Origin of the sequence: Blautia caecimuris, assembly GCF_024622975.1 — a bacterium.
GTDB classification, from domain to species: Bacteria; Bacillota; Clostridia; order Lachnospirales; family Lachnospiraceae; genus Blautia_A; species Blautia_A caecimuris.
On sequence record NZ_JANJZT010000016.1, the window covers coordinates 59,926 to 79,076 of the forward strand.

At 44.1% G+C, this 19,151-nt stretch carries 17 protein-coding genes, 1 tRNA gene and 1 other RNA gene; 15 read left to right on the plus strand and 4 right to left on the minus strand.

The window, feature by feature from the left end; translation table 11 throughout:
* Positions 1-39: 39 nt before the first annotated feature.
* The gene (gene hpf, locus NSA57_RS11185) at positions 40-567 is read left to right on the plus strand and encodes a ribosome hibernation-promoting factor, HPF/YfiA family (RefSeq protein WP_022067075.1); all 528 of its coding nucleotides are present in this window, start codon (positions 40-42) and stop codon (positions 565-567) included.
* 67 nt (positions 568-634) lie between these two features.
* Here the strand turns inward: hpf and guaA are convergent, their stop codons facing one another.
* A complete protein-coding gene (gene guaA / locus NSA57_RS11190; protein ID WP_257464874.1) occupies positions 635-2,179 on the minus strand; it encodes a glutamine-hydrolyzing GMP synthase in 1,545 nt (514 codons plus the stop codon).
* A gap of 557 nt (positions 2,180-2,736) precedes the next feature.
* Here guaA and NSA57_RS11195 point away from each other — a divergent pair.
* The 6 genes from NSA57_RS11195 to NSA57_RS11220 all read left to right on the plus strand — a co-directional run bounded on the left by NSA57_RS11195 (position 2,737) and on the right by NSA57_RS11220 (position 9,073).
* Complete coding sequence (locus NSA57_RS11195; RefSeq protein ID WP_257464875.1) at positions 2,737-2,913, plus strand: hypothetical protein; 177 nt, start codon at positions 2,737-2,739, stop codon at positions 2,911-2,913.
* 117 nt (positions 2,914-3,030) lie between these two features.
* Positions 3,031-4,371 (plus strand): TrkH family potassium uptake protein, encoded by a 1,341-nt coding sequence (locus NSA57_RS11200; protein ID WP_257464876.1) that lies wholly within the window; start codon positions 3,031-3,033, stop codon positions 4,369-4,371.
* A gap of 21 nt (positions 4,372-4,392) precedes the next feature.
* On the plus strand, positions 4,393-5,040 hold the full coding sequence (locus tag NSA57_RS11205; RefSeq protein ID WP_147599882.1) for a potassium channel family protein: 648 nt from the start codon (positions 4,393-4,395) through the stop codon (positions 5,038-5,040).
* A gap of 45 nt (positions 5,041-5,085) precedes the next feature.
* The gene (locus NSA57_RS11210; RefSeq protein WP_257464877.1) at positions 5,086-5,589 is read left to right on the plus strand and encodes a LysR family transcriptional regulator substrate-binding protein; all 504 of its coding nucleotides are present in this window, start codon (positions 5,086-5,088) and stop codon (positions 5,587-5,589) included.
* A gap of 138 nt (positions 5,590-5,727) precedes the next feature.
* Positions 5,728-8,379 (plus strand): ATP-binding protein, encoded by a 2,652-nt coding sequence (locus tag NSA57_RS11215; protein ID WP_257464888.1) that lies wholly within the window; start codon positions 5,728-5,730, stop codon positions 8,377-8,379.
* Positions 8,372-9,073, plus strand: coding sequence for a response regulator (locus tag NSA57_RS11220; RefSeq protein ID WP_257464878.1), 702 nt, complete (start codon positions 8,372-8,374; stop codon positions 9,071-9,073). Before NSA57_RS11215 ends, NSA57_RS11220 begins: the two co-directional genes overlap by 8 nt.
* 91 nt (positions 9,074-9,164) lie before the next feature.
* Here NSA57_RS11220 and pduB read toward each other — a convergent pair whose 3' ends face one another.
* Positions 9,165-9,878: a microcompartment protein PduB gene (gene pduB / locus NSA57_RS11225; RefSeq protein ID WP_147599860.1), complete on the minus strand. Its 714-nt coding sequence runs from the start codon at positions 9,876-9,878 to the stop codon at positions 9,165-9,167.
* 240 nt (positions 9,879-10,118) lie between these two features.
* Between pduB and NSA57_RS11230 the strand changes: the two genes are divergently transcribed.
* The 6 genes from NSA57_RS11230 to NSA57_RS11255 all read left to right on the plus strand — a co-directional run bounded on the left by NSA57_RS11230 (position 10,119) and on the right by NSA57_RS11255 (position 16,886).
* Positions 10,119-10,192 (plus strand) — tRNA-Pro (locus tag NSA57_RS11230).
* Between the two features lie 243 nt (positions 10,193-10,435).
* On the plus strand, positions 10,436-11,125 hold the full coding sequence (locus tag NSA57_RS11235) for an ABC transporter ATP-binding protein (protein WP_257464879.1): 690 nt from the start codon (positions 10,436-10,438) through the stop codon (positions 11,123-11,125).
* Positions 11,109-13,631: an ABC transporter permease gene (locus tag NSA57_RS11240; protein ID WP_257464880.1), complete on the plus strand. Its 2,523-nt coding sequence runs from the start codon at positions 11,109-11,111 to the stop codon at positions 13,629-13,631. Before NSA57_RS11235 ends, NSA57_RS11240 begins: the two co-directional genes overlap by 17 nt.
* A gap of 71 nt (positions 13,632-13,702) precedes the next feature.
* Positions 13,703-14,383: a response regulator transcription factor gene (locus tag NSA57_RS11245; RefSeq protein WP_147599863.1), complete on the plus strand. Its 681-nt coding sequence runs from the start codon at positions 13,703-13,705 to the stop codon at positions 14,381-14,383.
* Positions 14,380-15,315: a sensor histidine kinase gene (locus NSA57_RS11250; protein WP_173752882.1), complete on the plus strand. Its 936-nt coding sequence runs from the start codon at positions 14,380-14,382 to the stop codon at positions 15,313-15,315. The genes NSA57_RS11245 and NSA57_RS11250 overlap by 4 nt, the downstream gene beginning before the upstream one ends.
* 161 nt (positions 15,316-15,476) lie before the next feature.
* Positions 15,477-16,886 (plus strand): DUF6128 domain-containing protein, encoded by a 1,410-nt coding sequence (locus NSA57_RS11255; RefSeq protein WP_173752884.1) that lies wholly within the window; start codon positions 15,477-15,479, stop codon positions 16,884-16,886.
* Here NSA57_RS11255 and NSA57_RS11260 read toward each other — a convergent pair.
* The gene (locus NSA57_RS11260) at positions 16,860-17,555 is read right to left on the minus strand and encodes an anaerobic ribonucleoside-triphosphate reductase activating protein (protein WP_257464881.1); all 696 of its coding nucleotides are present in this window, start codon (positions 17,553-17,555) and stop codon (positions 16,860-16,862) included. The two genes, NSA57_RS11255 and NSA57_RS11260, sit on opposite strands and share 27 nt — an antisense overlap.
* Before the next feature lie 173 nt (positions 17,556-17,728).
* Between NSA57_RS11260 and tadA the strand changes: the two genes are divergently transcribed.
* Complete coding sequence (tadA, locus tag NSA57_RS11265) at positions 17,729-18,211, plus strand: tRNA adenosine(34) deaminase TadA (RefSeq protein ID WP_147599866.1); 483 nt, start codon at positions 17,729-17,731, stop codon at positions 18,209-18,211.
* Between the two features lie 115 nt (positions 18,212-18,326).
* Entirely contained in the window at positions 18,327-18,764 is a 438-nt protein-coding gene (locus NSA57_RS11270; protein WP_022066898.1) for a GatB/YqeY domain-containing protein, read from the plus strand.
* 73 nt (positions 18,765-18,837) lie between these two features.
* Here the strand turns inward: NSA57_RS11270 and ffs are convergent.
* Positions 18,838-19,099: signal recognition particle sRNA large type (gene ffs / locus NSA57_RS11275), an RNA gene on the minus strand.
* Positions 19,100-19,151 lie beyond the last annotated feature (52 nt).

The following is a 19,151-nucleotide window of genomic DNA, read 5'->3' on the forward strand; positions in this document are numbered from 1 at the left end:
GTGGACATTACCCAAATAAACAGCAAAGGGGATGGATGTATGAAATTTATTATTAGCGGAAAAAACATCACAGTTTCTGAAGGGCTTAGAACAGCCGTTGAAGACAAGCTTGGAAAGCTGGAAAGGTATTTCACTCCTGACACCGAAGTTGTAGTAACTTTAAGTGTTGAAAAAGAAAGACAGAAGATCGAGGTTACAATCCCAGTGAAGGGAAATATTATACGCTCCGAGCAGGTAAGCAATGATATGTATGTATCTATTGACCTGGTGGAAGAAGTAATTGAGCGTCAGCTGCGTAAATACAAAAATAAAATTGTAGACAGGAAGCAGGCACCTGGCAATTTCCAGCAGGAGTATCTGGAAAAAGATTATGAGGAGGATGAAGAAGTAAAAATCATCCGTACCAAGAAGTTTGATATCAAGCCAATGTATCCTGAGGATGCATGTGTTCAGATGGAACTTCTGGGACATAACTTCTTTGTATTTGTTAATGCAGAGACAGATCAGGTAAATGTTGTTTACAAACGTAAAGGAAACACTTACGGTCTTATTGAGCCGGAATTCTAAAGCAACCTGAATAAATAAAAGCTGAGTCAGTTTTCTGTCTCAGCTTTTATAAATTTATTACATTTCTTTATTCCATTTCAATTGTTGCCGGAGGTTTTCCGGTGCAGTCATAAAGAACACGGTTTACATGTTTTACTTCATTAATGATCCTGCTGGTAGCTTTTCCGATAATTTCCCACGGAAGCTCAGCGCTTTCCGCAGTCATAAAATCTGTAGTGGTTACTGCGCGAAGGGCAATGGCATAATCGTAGGTTCTTTCGTCTCCCATAACTCCGACAGATCTCATATTTGTCAGTGCTGCGAAGTACTGATTTACCTTTTTATCCCAGCCTGCGTTTGCAATCTCTTCACGCCAGATCGCATCAGCCTCCTGAACCATTTTTACTTTTTCAGCAGTTACCTCTCCGATAATACGGATGCCCAGTCCCGGGCCCGGGAACGGCTGGCGGAATACAAGATACTCCGGAATGCCAAGCTCCAGTCCCGCTTTACGCACTTCATCTTTAAACAGATTTCTCAGAGGCTCAATGATTTCTTTAAAATCAACATAGTCAGGAAGTCCTCCCACATTGTGGTGTGATTTGATAACAGTGGACTCGCCCCCTACGCCGCTTTCAACAACATCCGGGTAAATGGTTCCCTGTACAAGGAAATCCACGGCGCCGATTTTTTTTGCTTCCTCCTCAAATACACGGATAAATTCTTCGCCGATGATTTTACGTTTACGCTCCGGCTCCTCAACGCCCTTCAGTTTTTCATAAAAACGTTCCTGAGCATTTACACGAATAAAATTCAGATCATAGGAACCTTCCGGGCCAAAGACAGCTTCCACCTCATCGCCTTCATTTTTGCGGAGAAGACCGTGATCCACGAATACGCAGGTAAGCTGGCTTCCTACCGCTTTTGAAAGAAGGACTGCTGCAACAGAAGAATCCACTCCGCCTGAAAGGGCGCAGAGAACCTTTCCGTTTCCGACCTTTTCACGGACCGCTTTAATGGAATCTTCTACAAAAGAATCCATTTTCCAGTCTCCGGCACATCCGCATACCTGATATACAAAGTTTGACAGCATTTTGGTTCCTTCCTGAGTATGAAGCACCTCCGGATGGAACTGAACTGCATAAAGCTTCTTTTCTTTATTTTCCACTGCAGCTACAGGGCAGTCATTTGTCCGGGCAGAAATTTCAAAGCCGGGAGCTTCTTTGGAAATGTAGTCGTTATGACTCATCCAACAGATTGTTTTTGGAGAAACTCCCTGGAACAGGGCAGAGTCAGTGTTTACATGAACCTCAATTTTTCCGTATTCGCGCACAGGGGCTTTTTCTACCTTTCCGCCAAGCTGGTGCATCATAAGCTGAGAGCCGTAGCAGATTCCCAGGATCGGGATTCCGAGTTTGTAAATTTCTTCTGTATACGCAGGTGAATCTTCCAGATATACACTGTTTGGTCCGCCTGTAAAAATAATTCCCTTAGGCTGGATTTCTTTTATTTTTTCAATATCTGTCTTGTAGGAATAGATTTCACAATATACATTGCATTCCCTTACACGGCGGGCAATCAACTGATTATACTGACCGCCGAAATCAAGTACAACAACTGTTTCTCTTTTCATTATTTTCCTCCTGAGAGTTGTCTATGAGCAAAGCGCTCGTTTGCTTTTCCTGTTTTTTCTTTTCCTATTATATAGAAGGCGGCTGTATTTTACAATATTTTTTTTCATCAGGTCAGGCTCCGTAAAAATTATGCCCTTTTTTACTCCGTTCACAGTATCCAGGTCAAAATGCATTCCAGATCATCTTCCATGAGGACATTTTGTTCTGTATGTCTCAGAATTCTGGAATATATTCCGGAATCCCGGTTCCGGCACCTGTGATTTTACAGGTTTTTTAGAATTACATCACCTTTTTTTCAATTTATCCTCACATTTTCATCACAAATTCCATTTATAGTATTTAGTAAATAAAGCGAATGCTTTTTTACATAAATTAAATTTTTGTTTTTCATACTCGCCGGGCCATACAGCCCGGCCCTCCTTCTTTATAGAACTTTTATCTCACAGGATCATGCGTTTTTTCCATCTTAATTTTTTCCGTGTTACCATAATTTAAGAACAGAGGAAAGCCTGACAACAGAGCTTTACCATAAAATAAGGAGAATGGAGAAATGATTATGTCCAATATTTTAAGATCCATACACAAATTAGAGGATAAATTTGACAACCGTGCAGAACGTTTTGCTTTTCGTCATCCACATGCAGCTGTCCTGGCTATGTTTATCGGCCTTCCTGTTTTTAGTCTGGCGGTTGTATCTCTTCTCATTGTCCTGGTTACACTGTTTTTAGGATAACTCCTTTCGTCTTTATACAATCTTAACATCATCAAATTCTTATTTATACATACTTAATACGAATTAAGATATGATAAAGACACCATAAAGACGAGATAAAGGGAGGCAATCGCCGCAATGAATCATACAGGAAACCGAAAACATCGACATTTTACTTCTTTTCAGGTAATCATTCTGGGATTTTTTTCTGTAATACTTCTTGGCAGCCTGCTTCTGATGCTCCCGCTTTCCACCCGGGACGGAAATGGCGCATCCTTTGCAGACAGCCTTTTTACTGCCACATCTGCAGTTTGTGTAACAGGACTTATTATCCATGATACTGCAACCTACTGGTCTGAATTTGGTCAGGCGATCATTCTGACGCTGATCCAGATCGGCGGCATGGGCGTTGTGACAATTGCTGTTGCCATTGCTGTTGCGTCCGGCCGAAAAATCGGTCTGATGCAGCGAAGCACCATGCAGGAAGCAATTTCTGCCCACCAGGTTGGCGGTATCGTACGTTTGACCAAATTTATTCTGAAAACCAGTATATTTATAGAGCTGATCGGAGCAGTGTTTCTGATGCCTGTATTCTGCAAAGATTTCGGTATTCTGAAAGGTCTGTGGTATTCTCTGTTCCACGCTGTATCTGCTTTCTGCAACGCCGGGTTTGATCTGCTTGGTGTCAGAGAACCTTTTTCCTCTCTGACCTCCTATGCTTCAAATCCTCTTGTAAACATTACGATCATGGCTTTGATCGTAACAGGTGGCGTGGGCTTTGTTACCTGGGCAGATATTAAGAAAAATAAACTGCAGTTTAAAAAATATAATATGCAGAGTAAAGTTATTCTGACGGTTACTGCTGTCTTGATCGCAGTTCCGGCTGTTTACTTCTTTTTCTGTGAATTTTCCGGTCTGCCTCTGGGAGAAAGGATCTGGACCTCCCTGTTCCAGTCTGTAACGCCAAGAACAGCGGGATTTAACACTGCAGATCTGACCCTGCTTACAGAAACCGGACTGATGCTTATGATCATCCTGATGCTGATCGGTGGCTCTCCGGGTTCCACAGCCGGCGGTATGAAGACAACTACCATCGCAGTTCTGTTTTCTTCCGCTTTGTCCGTATTCCGCAAAAACGATTTTGCTCATTTTTTCCGCAGACGTGTTCCGGACAGTGTGATCAAAAATGCTGCGACTATTCTGCTGATGTATCTGGTTCTGTTTCTTGGCGGAGGCATGATAATCAGTTACATTGACAAGGTTCCGCTGATTTCCGCTTTGTTTGAAACAAGCTCTGCCATTGGTACGGTTGGTCTGTCCCTTGGACTGACACCAACCCTTGGAATGGTTTCAAGACTGATCCTGATCCTGCTTATGTTTTTTGGCAGGGTTGGCGGCCTGACACTTATTTTTGCAGCGCTTTCAGAAAGAAATTCCTACGGTTCCAGATATCCGCAGGAAAAAATTACAGTAGGTTAATAAAAGGAGACAATTACTATGATGAAATCAATTTTACTGATAGGACTTGGAAGATTCGGACGCCATATTGCAATGAAACTGGATGAGCTTAATCATCAGGTAATGGCTATTGACAGAAATGAAGAAAGAGTAGATGCCATTCTTCCTTATGTTACAAACGCACAGATTGGTGATGCCACAAAGGAAGGATTTATGGAATCTCTTGGAGTAAGGAATTTCGATGTATGTATTGTGGCCATTGGAGATAATTTTCAGAGTTCTCTGGAAGCCACTTCCCTGCTCAGTGAGCTGGGTGCAAAATATGTTGTTTCCAGAGCTGCCAGAGATGTTCACGCCAAATTCCTCCTGAAAAACGGCGCTGATGAAGTTATTTATCCGGAAAAGCAAATGGCTGAATGGGCAGCGATCCGCTACAGTGCAGACCATATTCTGGACTATGTGGAGCTTGATGACGAACATGCTATTTTTGAAATTTCTGTTCCGGAAAACTGGGTGGGAAGAACTGTTGGGCAGCTTGACATCCGAAACAAGCACAACATTAATATCATGGCATTTAAACATCAGGGAGTCATGAATCTGAATATTAAATCAGATACTCCTGTTCCGGAAAATAATACCATGCTTGTTCTTGGGAACATCAGAGATATTCAGAAGTGTTTCCACATCTGATTGGAATAAAGCTTCCGTAAATACGCAACATGAAGGGATGATTTTATGAAAGAACTGATTCTGATCTGCGCAGTAGCTGCTGTTTTTGCCCTGTGCTTTCTAATACTGAAAAAACTGGATATTTTCTTTGGCGACAGCAGCCGGACTGTAATCAGTTCCGACAGGCCCTCAATGCTTTCCATTGCATTTGAACATACAGAAGAAGTCTCTCTTTTAAATGATCTTCTGGAAAGGTTTTCCCGTCAGGCTCCCGGCTGTGAGCTGAGTCTTTTCTACGGTTCTGCAAAGGATATTCAGAAGCAGCTGAATACAGGAAAAATTGATTTTGGATTTATCCGGGCGGATGTAAACACAGAGCCGGATCAAAAGCTGGGTTCTTTTCTTTTTCTGATGGATGAAAACATTCTTGCATGTGAGCCGTTGGGACTTCCTGTTATGCCTCTTAACTCACAGAAATTTCTTGTGAATGCTTTGTGGAAAAAAGGCAGCCGTTCCCAGGAAGCAGAATTATTTATCCGGTTGCTGAAGGCTGCATACCTGGAAAAATAGTTACTGTTCACAATGTTTATGATAATAAAAATAATTGTGTCCAACATATTTTTGTGCAGGATTTTGTCAGATAGGTTATAATGCCTGTATGAAATAACGAGGAGTGATAGTGTGGAAAAACAAAATCAGAGTGCAGATATGGCAGCAGCATCCGATCAGATGTCCTCTCCGGAAAGGGGGCATCTGAAGATTTTTTTCAGCTATGCGGCAGGCGTGGGAAAGACATATGCAATGCTGGATGCTGCCCATATGGAAAAAAAGCATGGTACAGATGTTGCGGTAGGTTACATTAAGTCCAATGCTCATCCTCAGACCCGGGCCCGGCTGAACGGTCTGAAACTGCTTCCGCCTCTCCATTCCAAACATAATGGAACTCCTGTGGAAGAGTTTGACCTTGATAAAGCCATAAAAATAAAGCCCGGACTTATTCTTATAGACGAACTTGCCCACACAAATGCAGACGGCTGCCGGCATCATAAGCGGTATCAGGATATCTATGAGCTTTTAAAAGCAGGCATTGATGTTTATACTACTGCCAATGTAGAAAATATTGAGAGCCTTAACGATATGGTGACAGCAATTACCGGAAACAGAATCCTTGAACGCATTCCGGATTCTGTTTTTGACAATGCTGCTCAGGTAAAGCTTGTTGATATTGAACCGCAGGAGCTTCTTGAACAGCTTGCCTCTGAAAGCAGTTCAGATTCCTCTGAAGCTGACAGTTCTGCCCTTACTTTAGAAAAGCTGACTGCGCTGAGAGAGCTTGCGCTCAGAAGGTGTGCGGACCGGGTAAATAAAAGAACTGAGGCTGCCCGTATCAGAAACAAAAGCGATTATTATACGGATGAACACATACTGGTCTGTCTTTCTTCTTCTCCGTCCAATGCAAAGATTATCCGGACTGCAGCCAGAATGGCAAATGCTTTCCGGGGAACTTTTACCGCTCTGTTTGTAGAAACCTCACAGTTTTCTGCCATGACTGAAGAAGACAGACAGCGGCTCCGTTCCAATATTTATCTTGCCCAGCAGCTTGGCGCTACCATAGAAACTGTTTACGGAGACGATGTCCCTCTTCAGATTGCAGAATTTGCAAAGCTGTCCGGGGTTTCCAAGATTGTGATCGGAAGAAGTACAGTCACAGGAAAGCGTCTGTTGGGAAAACCTTCTCTTACAGAACAGCTTATTACCAATGCTCCAAATATGGATGTGCATATTATTCCGGATCAGACTCCGAACCGCACTCCGACTGTTCACAATCAGAAAAATCATATTATCTTTTCCGCATCTGACATTTTAAAAAGTATTTTTATCCTGTCAGCAGCCAGCTGCCTGGGCTACCTTTTTCAGCAGCTTGGCTTTGACGAGGCAAATATTATTACGGTATATGTGCTTGCGGTGCTGGTAACTTCCATTGTAACAGTAAACCGGGTTTACAGCCTGATCACTTCAATTGTCAGTGTGCTTGTGTTTAACTTTTTGTTTACAGATCCTAAATTCACGCTTATGGCATATGACCGGGGCTATCCTGTTACTTTTGTGGTAATGTTTATTTCAGCCTTTCTGACCGGAACACTTACCACACGGATGAAGACGATTGCCAGTCAGTCTGCCCGTACGGCCTTTCGTACAAAGATTTTGTTTGATACCAGTCAGATACTTCAGCAGGCTACAGACCGTGACGCGATTCTGACTTCTACGGCTCATCAGCTTACAAAACTTCTGAACAGAGATATAGTGATCTATCCTGCGGAAAAAAATACCCTGGCGGCTCCCATGACATTTTCTGCCGGTGAAGAAGATACCGCCTCTGATTATCTCACAAGAAATGAAAGCGCAGTGGCTGAATGGGTGTTTAAAAACAACCGTCACGCAGGCGCTACCACCCAGACGCTTTCCAATGCCAAATGTCTTTATCTGGCTATCCGGGTAAATGATTCTGTTTACGGAGTGGTGGGGATTGCAGCCGGAAAACAGCCTCTGGATGCCTCCGAAAACAATATTCTTCTTTCTATTCTGGGAGAATGTGCTCTTGCCATGGAAAATGAGAAAAATGCCCATGAGAAAGAAGAGGCGGCCATCCTGGCAAAAAACGAACAGCTGAGAGCGAATCTTCTTCGCACAATTTCTCATGACCTTCGTACTCCGCTGACTTCTATTTCAGGAAACGCCAGCAATCTTCTGTCAAACAGCAGTTTGTTTGACGAAAGCACAAAAAAAACTCTGTATCAGGATATTTATGATGACTCCATGTGGCTGATCAACCTTGTGGAAAACCTTCTGTCTGTTACCCGTCTGGAAGAGGGAAGGCTGAATCTGCGTATTTCCACAGAACTGGCAGACGAGGTGGTTACAGAAGCCCTCCGCCACGTAAACAGACTTTCTGTGGAACATCATATTACGGTAAAGCATCAGGATGATCTGCTTCTGGCAAAAATGGATGCAAAGCTGATTGTTCAGGTTATTATAAATCTGGTGGATAATGCAATTAAATATACTCCCCGGGGATCGGAGATCCGGATTTCTACTTTCCGGAAAGATAACTGGGCTGTTATTTCTGTATCCGATGATGGTCCGGGTATTTCTGATGAAAATAAAAAGCAGATATTTGATATGTTCTACACAGGCTCGAACCGGGTGGCAGACAGCCGGAGGAGTCTCGGACTTGGACTTTCTCTGTGTAAGTCCATTATAAATGCACATGGAGGGTCTATCAGTGTTTCTGATAATGTTCCCCATGGAACCGTATTTACTTTTACATTACCAGCTGAGGAGGTACAATTACATGAATAAACCGTTGATATTAGTAGTGGAAGATGATTCTTCTGTAAAAAATCTGATCACAACCACACTGAAAACACACGACTATCGTTATCTGGTAGCCGGAAACGGAGAAACTGCCATTCTTGAAGCCTCCTCCCACAATCCGGATATTGTTCTTCTGGATCTCGGTCTGCCTGATATTGACGGAGTGGAAGTGATCCGCAGAATCCGTTCCTGGTCCACCATGCCGATTATTGTTATCAGCGCCCGCAGTGAGGATACGGACAAAATTGACGCTCTGGATGCAGGAGCCGACGATTATCTGACCAAACCATTTTCTGTAGAAGAGCTTCTGGCAAGACTTCGTGTCGTACAGAGACGTCTGGCCATGATCAAAAATGACTCACCTGCAGAAGCGTCTGTTTTTGTAAACGGCGCTCTGCGCATTGACTATGCTGCCGGCTGCGCATATCTGGATGAGGAGGAACTTCACCTGACCCCTATTGAATACAAGCTTCTCTGCCTCCTTTCCAGAAATGTCGGGAAGGTTCTGACACACACTTTCATTACCCAGAATATCTGGGGGAGCAACTGGGAAAATGACGTTGCCTCTCTCCGTGTATTTATGGCGACGCTTCGAAAGAAAATAGAAAAGGGCCCGGATTCACCTCAATATATCCAGACACATATCGGCGTAGGTTATCGTATGATAAAAACAGAATAAAGCAGAACCCGGCTCCCTGTATGTTTTGGAAGCCGGGTTTTTGAATATCTGCGGAAGCTGCAGTTGAAGCTGCTGCTTCCGGGAATTTGGTTTACAGATAAGGGGTACCGGGGATTTCCGGATAGCTTCCCATGGCGATCAGAAGCTCCAGACCAATCTGCCGGGCATTAAGGACAGCCTCCTTTACAGCGCTTGCATCGCCGGAAAGGGAAAGGATAACCTCATTGGAGTGAGCGGTTCCCATATCAGGCGTCATATAGCTTGTAATTTTTACAGAGGACGCTTTCATGGCAGTGTCTGCCATAACAAGGCCGATGGCGGCAGGAGAGCCTGCCATAAAACCAAAGGCTTCCCCGGGTTCCGCATGAAAGGCTTTCTGAAGAGCAGGACCTGCGCTTGCAGAATAGGCAAATTCCAGGTGACCGGATTCACTGATATAAAGCTCCCCTGCATATTTTTCGGTAAGCTCCAGAGCAAGCTGGACTGCGTGACGTACATCAGAAATATCATTTCCTCCCAGTACAATATAGTTTCCGTGGCCGCCCCAGCCTTTGGTATCTCTGGGCAGTTCAATGGAAAGAATTTCTGTGTTGGTGGCTTTTACCGCATCATCAATGGCGGTGAGCTGTCCGGCAGCGCCTGTCCGGGAGCTGAAAAGCCCGAGAGCATGGTATTTGGTACCGATGTTCATTTTTTGAAGAAGTGTATCGTCAATGCCGGAGATCACAAGTCCAATAGTATCAAGAACTGTGGTTCCGACAAATTCTGTCCGTGTACAGTGTGTGCTGATGTCTTTTACATTCATAAAAAAATCCCCTTTTGGTATTGTGACTTTAATATAGCCTAAAAATTGTGGGATTTCAATGGATTTCCCTGTATTTGACAGCGTTTTTATATATTTAAGAAGGAAAAACGTACTCTCTGAAATCTTCAAAAAAGTTTTTTCGTGTTTTTTGAAATTTTTTAAAAAAAGTGTTGACAAATGCTATGAAAATGAATATAATAATTTTTGCAGTCGCGAGATGTGGCTGATAAATAAAGAAATCGAAGCGTGGCTCAGTTTGGTAGAGCGCTGCGTTCGGGACGCAGAGGCCGCAGGTTCAAATCCTGTCGCTTCGACTGGAATGTGAGGAATCCTTTAATTAAAGGGTTCCTTTTTGTTTTATTTGTTAATATATCGTAAGAAAGTATGTTCGTGTTACATTAAAAATGAGAGGAAGGAGCTTCTTCTGCACTTATGTGTAAAATTTATGTATCATTGATTTGGTGAATGAAACAACAGCAGGGAAAATTTCATATTGTTACCGGATTGTAATCTCCTTTTGTTATGATAGACTCAACATAACGAAGGGAGACATTTTTATGAAAATATTAGAGACAAAGCATCTGAAAAAATATTACGGTCAGGGCGACAGCCTGGTAAAAGCCGTGGACGATATCAGCATTTCAGTAGAAAAGGGCGAGTTTGTTGCGATTGTAGGTACCAGCGGCTCTGGAAAGACATCACTTTTAAATCTGCTGGGCGGTCTGGACTATGCAGACAGCGGAGAGGTAATTATCGGCGGACAGTCTCTGCTGAATATGAAGGACGAGGAGCGTACCGTATTCCGCAGAAGAAATATTGGATTTATTTTTCAGAATTATAATCTGGTATCTATGCTGAATGTGTATAAAAATGTGGTTCTTCCAATACGGCTGGACGGAAATAAACCTGATGATGAGTTTATCGGAAAAATACTGAGCCTTTTAGGACTGACGGAAAAATCCAGGAACCGTCCCAATCAGCTTTCCGGCGGCCAGCAGCAGAGAGTGGCTATTGCAAGGGCTCTGGCTTCCAAGCCAAAGATCGTTCTGGCAGACGAGCCTACAGGAAATCTTGATTTCAGAACCAGCGCGGAGGTGATAGGACTTCTGCAGATGACCAACAGGGAGTTTAACCAGACAATTATTATGATCACCCATAATGAGGAAATTGCCCAGCAGGCAGACCGTATCATCCATCTGGAGGACGGAAGGGTAGTGGGAGGTGACATCCATGTTTCAGAATACTAATAAGGAAGTATTAAAGGAGCTGGCAAAGGATAATTACACCTCTCATAAAAGCAGAAACCGTATTGCCATTCTGGCTATTGCTCTGACTACTCTTCTGATCACAGCAGTGTGGACAGTGGGGATCAGTATGATTTCTACCATCAGTAATTATGGGGAATCTGCTCCCGGTCCGGGCTGTGAAGGCAATATCAACGGCACGGAGGAAACCCGGGATAAGCTTAAGGAGCTGCCGCAGATCCAGTGGGCGGACATGGCAAGGGAATGCAGCAGAGCCGGACTTCACAATCAGGAGTTTTCGGGAATGGACGTGCGGCTTCTGGCGCCGGATGAGTCATATTTTGAACATAATTTTGTAGAGCTGACTGAAGGCAGATTTGCACAGAATGCAGATGAAATCGTGATTTCTGATACTATGGCAGAACATCTGGGGCTTGAAAGGATTGTGGGCAGTCAGCTGGAGCTTCTGGTGATGCTCGGCACAGATGAGGAAATGGCGGAAACGCCAATAACATTTACTGTTACCGGATACTATAAAAATCCTCTGATCAATATCAGTGAGATTTATGATGAGATTTATACAGCACCTGAATTTATCGGTCAGTATAATCCTGCAATGGAAAAAATCCCTCAGAAGATTTATGTGAAGCTGAACAACCTGAATCCTCTTCTTCTGAAAACAGATGTTATGGATAAGCTGCAGGAAGCCTGCGATCTGGCAGGGGGAACCGGAATCGGAACAAAGAATACTAACAGTATGAGCAATATGCTGTTAAGTGTAGGACCGGCAGTGCTGTTTGTGTTATTTATTATTTTAAGCGGTTATTTCCTGATCTACAATGTATTTTATATTTCTGTATCCTCTGATATCCGCTGGTTTGGCATGATGAAAACCATTGGAACTACAGCAAGGCAGCTGAAGACTGTGCTGATGCAGCAGATCCGCCGTCTGGCAGTAATTGGCATTCTGATCGGAATCGTTCTTGGCTATATTGTGGGAAATCTGATCGGCCCGGGAGTAATGGCGCAGACCATGTATGCCATGTTTTATAAAGCGCCTAATGTTCTGGTGATCTTTATTCTGGGAGCTGGATTTTCCTGGTTTACCGTATATATCAGCGCATTGAAGTCTCTGAAGCTGGCCTGCCGCATCTCTCCGGTAGAGGCGGCCAGATTTGCCCCCAAAAAGAAGAAAAATCTGTTTACCATTCTTTCCTTTGCGTTAAGCGGAATGATCTTTCTGGTTTCCTGTAATGCGGCTCTGGGATTTTCCGTAGATCATATGGTGGAGCGCTATAATATGAATGATGCGCGGATTATTCATGAGGGATCAGGCTGGAGCCTGGAGGAGCCCTATAAGCCTGTTTCTGCAGAATTGCCGGATAAAATTGCAGACCTTCCTTTTGTGACGGATGTGAATGTAGTGTATCAGGCAAGAATGATGCCGGATTATGTGGAAACAACAGTGGGCAGACTTTATCTGCCGTCTCAGGCAGAGGTATCTCTGGACGGTCCGTTAAAAAATGAAATGGAATTTTTTGCAAACAGTGATAAATTTATGAGTACCTATGGAGATACGGGGCTTCAGGAACAGGCAAAGAATAATCGCTGGGGGCTGAGTGTACAAGGGATTCCTGCAGAGCTGATCCAGCAGGAACTTGCATGTGCGGGTGCTTTTGAGGGAACTGTGGATGTAGATAAATTTGCTGCAGGAGAAGGCGTTATATGGTTAGCTCCGGACAGTCAGGAAGTCATGGGAAGAGATTTTAAGGACAGCGTACACCCAGGAGATGCAGCAATCATTGGATTTTATGATAATCAGGGAAATTATTCTGAAAAAGAAATGACAGTTCTGGCAGTGTGCGAAAAGCGTAGTATGTTCGGAACCAGTGATATTAGTGTTGGAAATATTATTTTGTCCGACACTTTGTTTAAAAAGCTGTACCCGGATTATGACCAGTGGATCAGCGATATTCAGATTGATACAGAGGAAGAAATTACAGAGGAACAGAATCAGCAGATCAACAGTCTTATGGCTGCGGAATACAATTCTCAGCTGAAGATGGAGTCCCGATATATGACCAGAGTGCAGATGGAAACTCAGAAACAGACGTTCCAGCTGATCGGTTTTCTGCTGGCAGGACTTCTGGGGATCATAGGAGTTTCCAATCTGGTCAATACGATCACTTCGGATGTGTTTTCCAGAAAGATAGAGCTGGCTGCAATGCAGTCCATTGGCATGACAAAGAGGCAGCTGTGGGCAATGCTTCTGAAAGATACACTGAAATTTATGAGAGTATCTGTGGTTCTTATGCTCCTGTCCGGCAGCATTATGTCCTATCTTGTAACGCAGCATGCCCTGTTTACGGGATTTAATCCGGGATTGTTCCTGACATCGGCTGCTGTTCTTATGCTTCTGGTTATTATTATCTGCATTTTTATGACCTGGCTTTTGGTAAAGGTACTGAACAAAAAATCTATTGTTGAAAGATTGAGGGAAATTGAGTAAGATAAACACAGTATTGTGTAGAATGTGCGGAAAACGGGGAGCTGGCTGTGCTCTTTGGACAGGAGAAAACAATGGATACAAAAATTTTGCTGGTAGAGGACGATACCATGCTGAATGAGGGCATTGCCTATGCTCTCCGAAAAAAGGAATATCTGGTATACAGCGCAAAAAATATTGAGGAAGCGTCAGGCTATATGAATCAGCCGGTAAGTCTGGTAATTCTGGACATCAACCTGCCGGATGGGGACGGGAGAATGTTTTTGAAACACATCCGGCAGAGTAATACGGTTCCGGTATTGCTTCTGACCGCCCGGAATACAGAGGCGGATATGCTGCAGGGATTTGACGCAGGGTGCGACGACTACGTGACAAAGCCGTTTTCTATGGCTGTGCTGCTTCGGAGGATTGAAGTGCTTCTGAAACGAGCGGAAAATACAGACAGCAGATTTTATTATTCCGGTGCGCTGGCCTATGACTTTGATGGAAAACAGCTGAGAAAGGACGGGCAGGAGGTAAAACTGACTGCCACGGAAATCCGTCTTCTGGAAGCCTTTCTGGCTCACCGGAATCAGGTGCTCACAAGAGAACAGCTGCTGGCTATGGTGTGGGATACCTATGAGAATTATGTGGATGAAAAAACACTGAATGTAAACGTGCGGAGACTAAGGGGAAAAATAGAGGACAATCCTCAGGAACCGGATCACATCAGGACAGTTTTTGGCATTGGATACAAATGGAGTGACCGGATATGAGAGACACAGTGACTGCGATGCTTTTTATTATCATCTGTCTTCTGACGGCAGCCCTTGTTTTTCTGGTATATAAATACAAAAAAATGGAAAAGATGGCAGATAAAACAATGGCTCAGATGGATGATATGCTGGAGCAGCTGATACTGGGACGGGAAGTAAAATATTTTTCCGAGAATGAAGATACCCTGCCTGGCAAATTTCAGTCCCAGGCAGGGCGTCTTTATGAGATCCACAGAGCGCAGGAGGAAAGAGAAAAGCTGCTCAGGGATCAGATCAGCAGCTCGGTCAGCGACCTGGTGCATCAGATCAATACGCCCATTGCAAATATTAAAATGTACAGCGAATTTTTAAGAGAAGATTCTCTGACAACGGAGGAATACCGGCATTTTGCAGATAATCTGGATCGTCAGGCCCGGAAACTGAGCTGGCTGGGAGAAGGCTTTGCCAAAATCTCCCGTATGGAAACAGGGATTATTTCCCTGAAGCCGGAGATTCAGCCGGTGCTTCCGGTGATCCTGGAGGCCGTGGATCAGGCAGCGTTAAAGGCGGAGCAGCACGGAAATGATATCCGGCTTAAGGGAGATCAGAAGCTGAAAGCCTGTCTGGATCGCAGATGGACGGAGGAGGTGTTTTTTAATCTTCTGGACAATGCTGTGAAATACAGTGATCCGGGAAGCGTGATTCTTGTGGAGCTTCTGGAATATGAGATGTATATTCGGATCAATGTATGCAGCCGCGGAACCAAGGTGAAGCGGGAAGAATTTGCCAGAGTATTTCAGAGATTTTACCGTGGAAAGAACGCGGAAGATCAGGAGGGAGTAGGTCTTGGCCTGTATCTTGCCCGTGAGATCATAAGAGGCCAGCGGGGCTATATGAAAGGGGAATATGACCCGGAAAAAGGCAATGTCTTCAGCGTGTTTTTGTGCCGATGAAACCAAGTAAGACCATTATAGCTGAAAAAACAATGGAAATGTCATGCACATTGGCAGATAAATTTCCAGATGGCGCAGAACTGGATGAAGTTAAGGGGCAGGGTCTTTTTTTGTATAAAATACATATACATTAATGAAATGAGAGGCCAGGAGGAAATCCTTTGAGTGGATATCGGCGTTTTGTTGCATATGTATATGAATACCAAAAAGGAAAAAAAGGAAGGAACTGCGGGTTTATCCGGGTGGAGGCAAAGGAACAGGTATGCAGAATGGAGGCGCATATTCTTTGTCCGGGCCTTACTCCTGATGTAAAGTGCGAAATCTTCGGATTCACCCGTAAGACAGGGCTGCTGGATGGAGTGCTGCTGGGATCCTGCATGACAGAAGACAGCAGAGCTGACTGCGTTCTGGAGACTGAACGGAATCATATGGGCGGAAGCGCCATGACCCTGGAGAATATGGGGGGAATGATCCTTCTTACGGAAAACGGGGCGTTTTTTGGGACAGAATGGGATGATAAGCCTATTCGTCCGGAGAATTTCCGCAGAGTAAAGGAAGAAAAAACAGAGAATAAAAGCTCAGATAAAGAAATTGATCCGCAAAACAGTACCATGAACAGAGAATCATCAGAAGAGTCCGCTGAAGAAGTGAAATCAGAAGAGGAGCATGTTTTTGGGGAAACAAAATCTGAGGAAGAAATGCAGAACCCCTTAATGAAAGATGATCATAATTGCAGGGAAATGCATGATCCGGAAACTGCATCGGAAGAAAAAATACAGAGTAACCGGCAGGAAGAGATAAATGCTGAGCTGAAGAAAGATTCAGAAAATAAAATTACGGAAAGAAAACAGAAAAATCAATCAGAAGAAAACGATGTCTCAGAGATCCACCGGAATTTGGAAACAAAAAATACAGTAAAAACAGAGGAAGAGAATAACGTTTATAAGAAAATGGGAAATTCGGGCATCAGAGCCGGTGTGGAATCAGTGGAAAGTCAGCCGCAGGAAGACGATGCCTGTCAGATATCTCAGAATATGGGAATAAAAACTGCAGAAGAAGTACAGGAGGAGGCGCAGAAGGATAAAACGAGTGAAAAAAATCCTGATCCATCAGAAAATAATTTAAAACAGAAGACGATAACGGCAGATGGGGATGACATTCATACAGAGTATCTGACATCTCAATCAGTAGCTGTCTGCAATCAGGAAATGACCAAAGCAAAAGAGAAATCGCTTTCTTTCGGAGAGCCGTTCAATGCTTTTGGTGATGGAGAGATCTGCCACTGCCGCAAAATACAGCCGGCAGATCTCTGTCATTTTCATCCCAGAGACTGTGCGCTTCGGAATAATCGCTTTCTGCAGTACGGATTTTATAATTTCGGTCATTTGCTGATAGGAAAAAACAGTTCCGGACATTACATACTGGGAGTGCCCGGAGGCTATGACCAGCAGGAACGATTTATGGCAAATATGTTTGGTTTCCCGTATTTTAAAGAAAGCAGACAGATCCAGCTTCCTAAAAGCAGGGGCGGATACTGGTACCGTTTAATCAATCCCCCGAAGTTCTACTAAAGGAATGGTCTGCATCAGAATCTGGCGGAAATGTTCCAGCTCCTTATAAGAGAAGCTGCTGAATCCAGGCTGCAGAACTTCTTCGGAGTCTCTGTATGCCTGGAGATAATAGGCTTTTGCTCCGGAAAGCCATTTTCCGATAGCGACAAAATCCTGTTCGGAATGAAGCTCTTTTACCACGGTTGTACGAAATTCGTAGTCCAGGGTTCCGTTTATGAGAAAATCAACAGTTTCTTTAATGGCATCAAGATCAGGGTGAAGGAGCCCGCAAAGTGAAGGATAATTATCAGGACAGGCCTTAATATCTACGGCAGCCATCTGAATCAGCCCTTCCCCGGCAAGCTCTTTCAGAAGATCAGGACGGGTACCGTTGGTATCCAGCTTTACAGGATATCCAAGAGCGCGGATCTCTGCCAGAAATTCAGGCAGATCAGGGGAAAGGGTAGGTTCACCTCCGGTGACGCACACGCCTTCCAGGATTCCCTGACGTTTTTTTAAAAAGGATAAAACTTCTGTGACAGAGAGCTCCGGCTGTGAGGAGGGATTCAGCACCAGGCTGCTGTTCTGGCAGAACGGACAGCGGAAATTGCACCCGCCCAGAAAAATTGTGGCAGCCACCCGTCCGGGATAGTCAAGAAGAGTTGTTTTGTTTAAACCGTATATTTTCATAAAGAACCTCCGATCCTGAGATATATCATGTGATTTTATTTTAGATTTTTCGCATTGATTTTGCAATGACCATTTACTATAATAAATTCAGAAAAAGAGAGAGGCTATTGTTCTCGCAGAATTGTTCTGTAATGTATTTTGATATATCGTTAATCAGGAGAGGAGCGGCTTAAGTGACAGAAGAAGAACGGTTTATGAAAGAAGCTATCCGGCAGGCAAAAAAAGCCCGGGCTTTGAAGGAGGTTCCCATCGGATGCGTGATCGTGTCAGAGGGAAAGATCATTGCCAGAGGGTACAACCGGAGAAATACAGATAAAAATACTCTTTCCCATGCGGAGCTGAATGCTATCAGAAAAGCAAGCAAAAAGCTTGGGGACTGGAGACTTGAGGGATGCACCATGTATGTAACGCTGGAACCCTGCCAGATGTGTGCGGGAGCTCTGGTCCAGTCAAGAATTGATGAGGTTGTGATCGGCAGTATGAATCCGAAGGCAGGGTGCGCCGGGTCGGTTCTGAACCTTCTGGAAGCGGAGGGCTTTAACCATAAGGTGAAAATTACAAAAGGAATTCTTCAGGAGGAGTGTTCTTCCATGCTTTCTGAATTTTTCCGGGAGCTGCGTCAGGAGAAGAAAATGAAAAAAGAAGAAAAAAGCTGAAGCGGTTTTTTATAAAGGCAGAGGAAAAAGATATACGGAATGAGTATTGTTCTATCGTAAGACAACGGAGAAATCCGGGAAAACTATAACAATAAGATTTAAGGAGGAATTTGCAATGCAGTTAGAAACTTTAAGAAAAGACATGGTAGCAGCTATGAAAGCAAAAGATAAGGTGACAAAAGAAGCGGTTTCTTCCCTGATTGCGGCGGCAAAAAAGGTGGCAATCGACGAGGGATGCCGGGATGATATTCCGGAAGAACTGGTAGACCGCGTAATCCTTAAGGAACTGAAAACAGTAAAAGAGCAGCTGGATACCTGTCCGGAGAACAGAGAAGACCTCAGATCAGAATATCAGGCAAGATATGACGTCATTGCAAAATATGCGCCTCAGCAGATGAGCGAGGAAGAAATCCGCGGGTATCTGGAGGATAAATTTGCAGAAGTTCTTGCAACAAAAAACAAAGGCCAGATCATGAAGGCTGTGATGGGTGATCTGAAAGGAAAGGCTGACGGAAAGCTGATCAATAAAGTGGTGGCAGACATCTGCCGGTAAATGGGAAACTGGCAAACACAAAAAAAGGAGTTCCTGCAATCTGCATGGAACTCCTTAAAATATTCATTTTTTTACGCGCGCCGCACCTCGAAATGTACTCACAGACGTTACCTTTACAGCCAGCTCGGCCCAGGCACCCTCACGGCACACAAGAGCGTCCGCTTAGTGCTGCTGCATTCCTGCCCTGACACGGTTCACGGATTCCTGTTGCGTGAGACCCGGACGTCAGCGCCGCTTATAAAGGGCAGCTCTGCAAAATACAAGCCTCAGATTGGCATCACCCCTGCTGTAGCGGATTGCAGGTACAGGGCACCGCTAACTCCCCGGCTGCGCGGAATTTAAGTATAGACGATTTTTGGAGTCTTGTCAAGTGGGGCCCGGATATTA

Bases quoted from the DNA above. Each gene is read 5' to 3' on its own strand.
- hpf (WP_022067075.1), top strand. From the start codon at position 40: ATGAAATTTATTATTAGCGGAAAAAACATCACAGTTTCTGAAGGGCTT.
- guaA (WP_257464874.1), bottom strand. From the start codon at position 2,179: ATGAAAAGAGAAACAGTTGTTGTACTTGATTTCGGCGGTCAGTATAAT.
- NSA57_RS11195 (WP_257464875.1), top strand. From the start codon at position 2,737: ATGTCCAATATTTTAAGATCCATACACAAATTAGAGGATAAATTTGAC.
- NSA57_RS11200 (WP_257464876.1), top strand. From the start codon at position 3,031: ATGAATCATACAGGAAACCGAAAACATCGACATTTTACTTCTTTTCAG.
- NSA57_RS11205 (WP_147599882.1), top strand. From the start codon at position 4,393: ATGAAATCAATTTTACTGATAGGACTTGGAAGATTCGGACGCCATATT.
- NSA57_RS11210 (WP_257464877.1), top strand. From the start codon at position 5,086: ATGAAAGAACTGATTCTGATCTGCGCAGTAGCTGCTGTTTTTGCCCTG.
- NSA57_RS11215 (WP_257464888.1), top strand. From the start codon at position 5,728: ATGGCAGCAGCATCCGATCAGATGTCCTCTCCGGAAAGGGGGCATCTG.
- NSA57_RS11220 (WP_257464878.1), top strand. From the start codon at position 8,372: ATGAATAAACCGTTGATATTAGTAGTGGAAGATGATTCTTCTGTAAAA.
- pduB (WP_147599860.1), bottom strand. From the start codon at position 9,878: ATGAATGTAAAAGACATCAGCACACACTGTACACGGACAGAATTTGTC.
- NSA57_RS11235 (WP_257464879.1), top strand. From the start codon at position 10,436: ATGAAAATATTAGAGACAAAGCATCTGAAAAAATATTACGGTCAGGGC.
- NSA57_RS11240 (WP_257464880.1), top strand. From the start codon at position 11,109: ATGTTTCAGAATACTAATAAGGAAGTATTAAAGGAGCTGGCAAAGGAT.
- NSA57_RS11245 (WP_147599863.1), top strand. From the start codon at position 13,703: ATGGATACAAAAATTTTGCTGGTAGAGGACGATACCATGCTGAATGAG.
- NSA57_RS11250 (WP_173752882.1), top strand. From the start codon at position 14,380: ATGAGAGACACAGTGACTGCGATGCTTTTTATTATCATCTGTCTTCTG.
- NSA57_RS11260 (WP_257464881.1), bottom strand. From the start codon at position 17,555: ATGAAAATATACGGTTTAAACAAAACAACTCTTCTTGACTATCCCGGA.
- NSA57_RS11270 (WP_022066898.1), top strand. From the start codon at position 18,327: ATGCAGTTAGAAACTTTAAGAAAAGACATGGTAGCAGCTATGAAAGCA.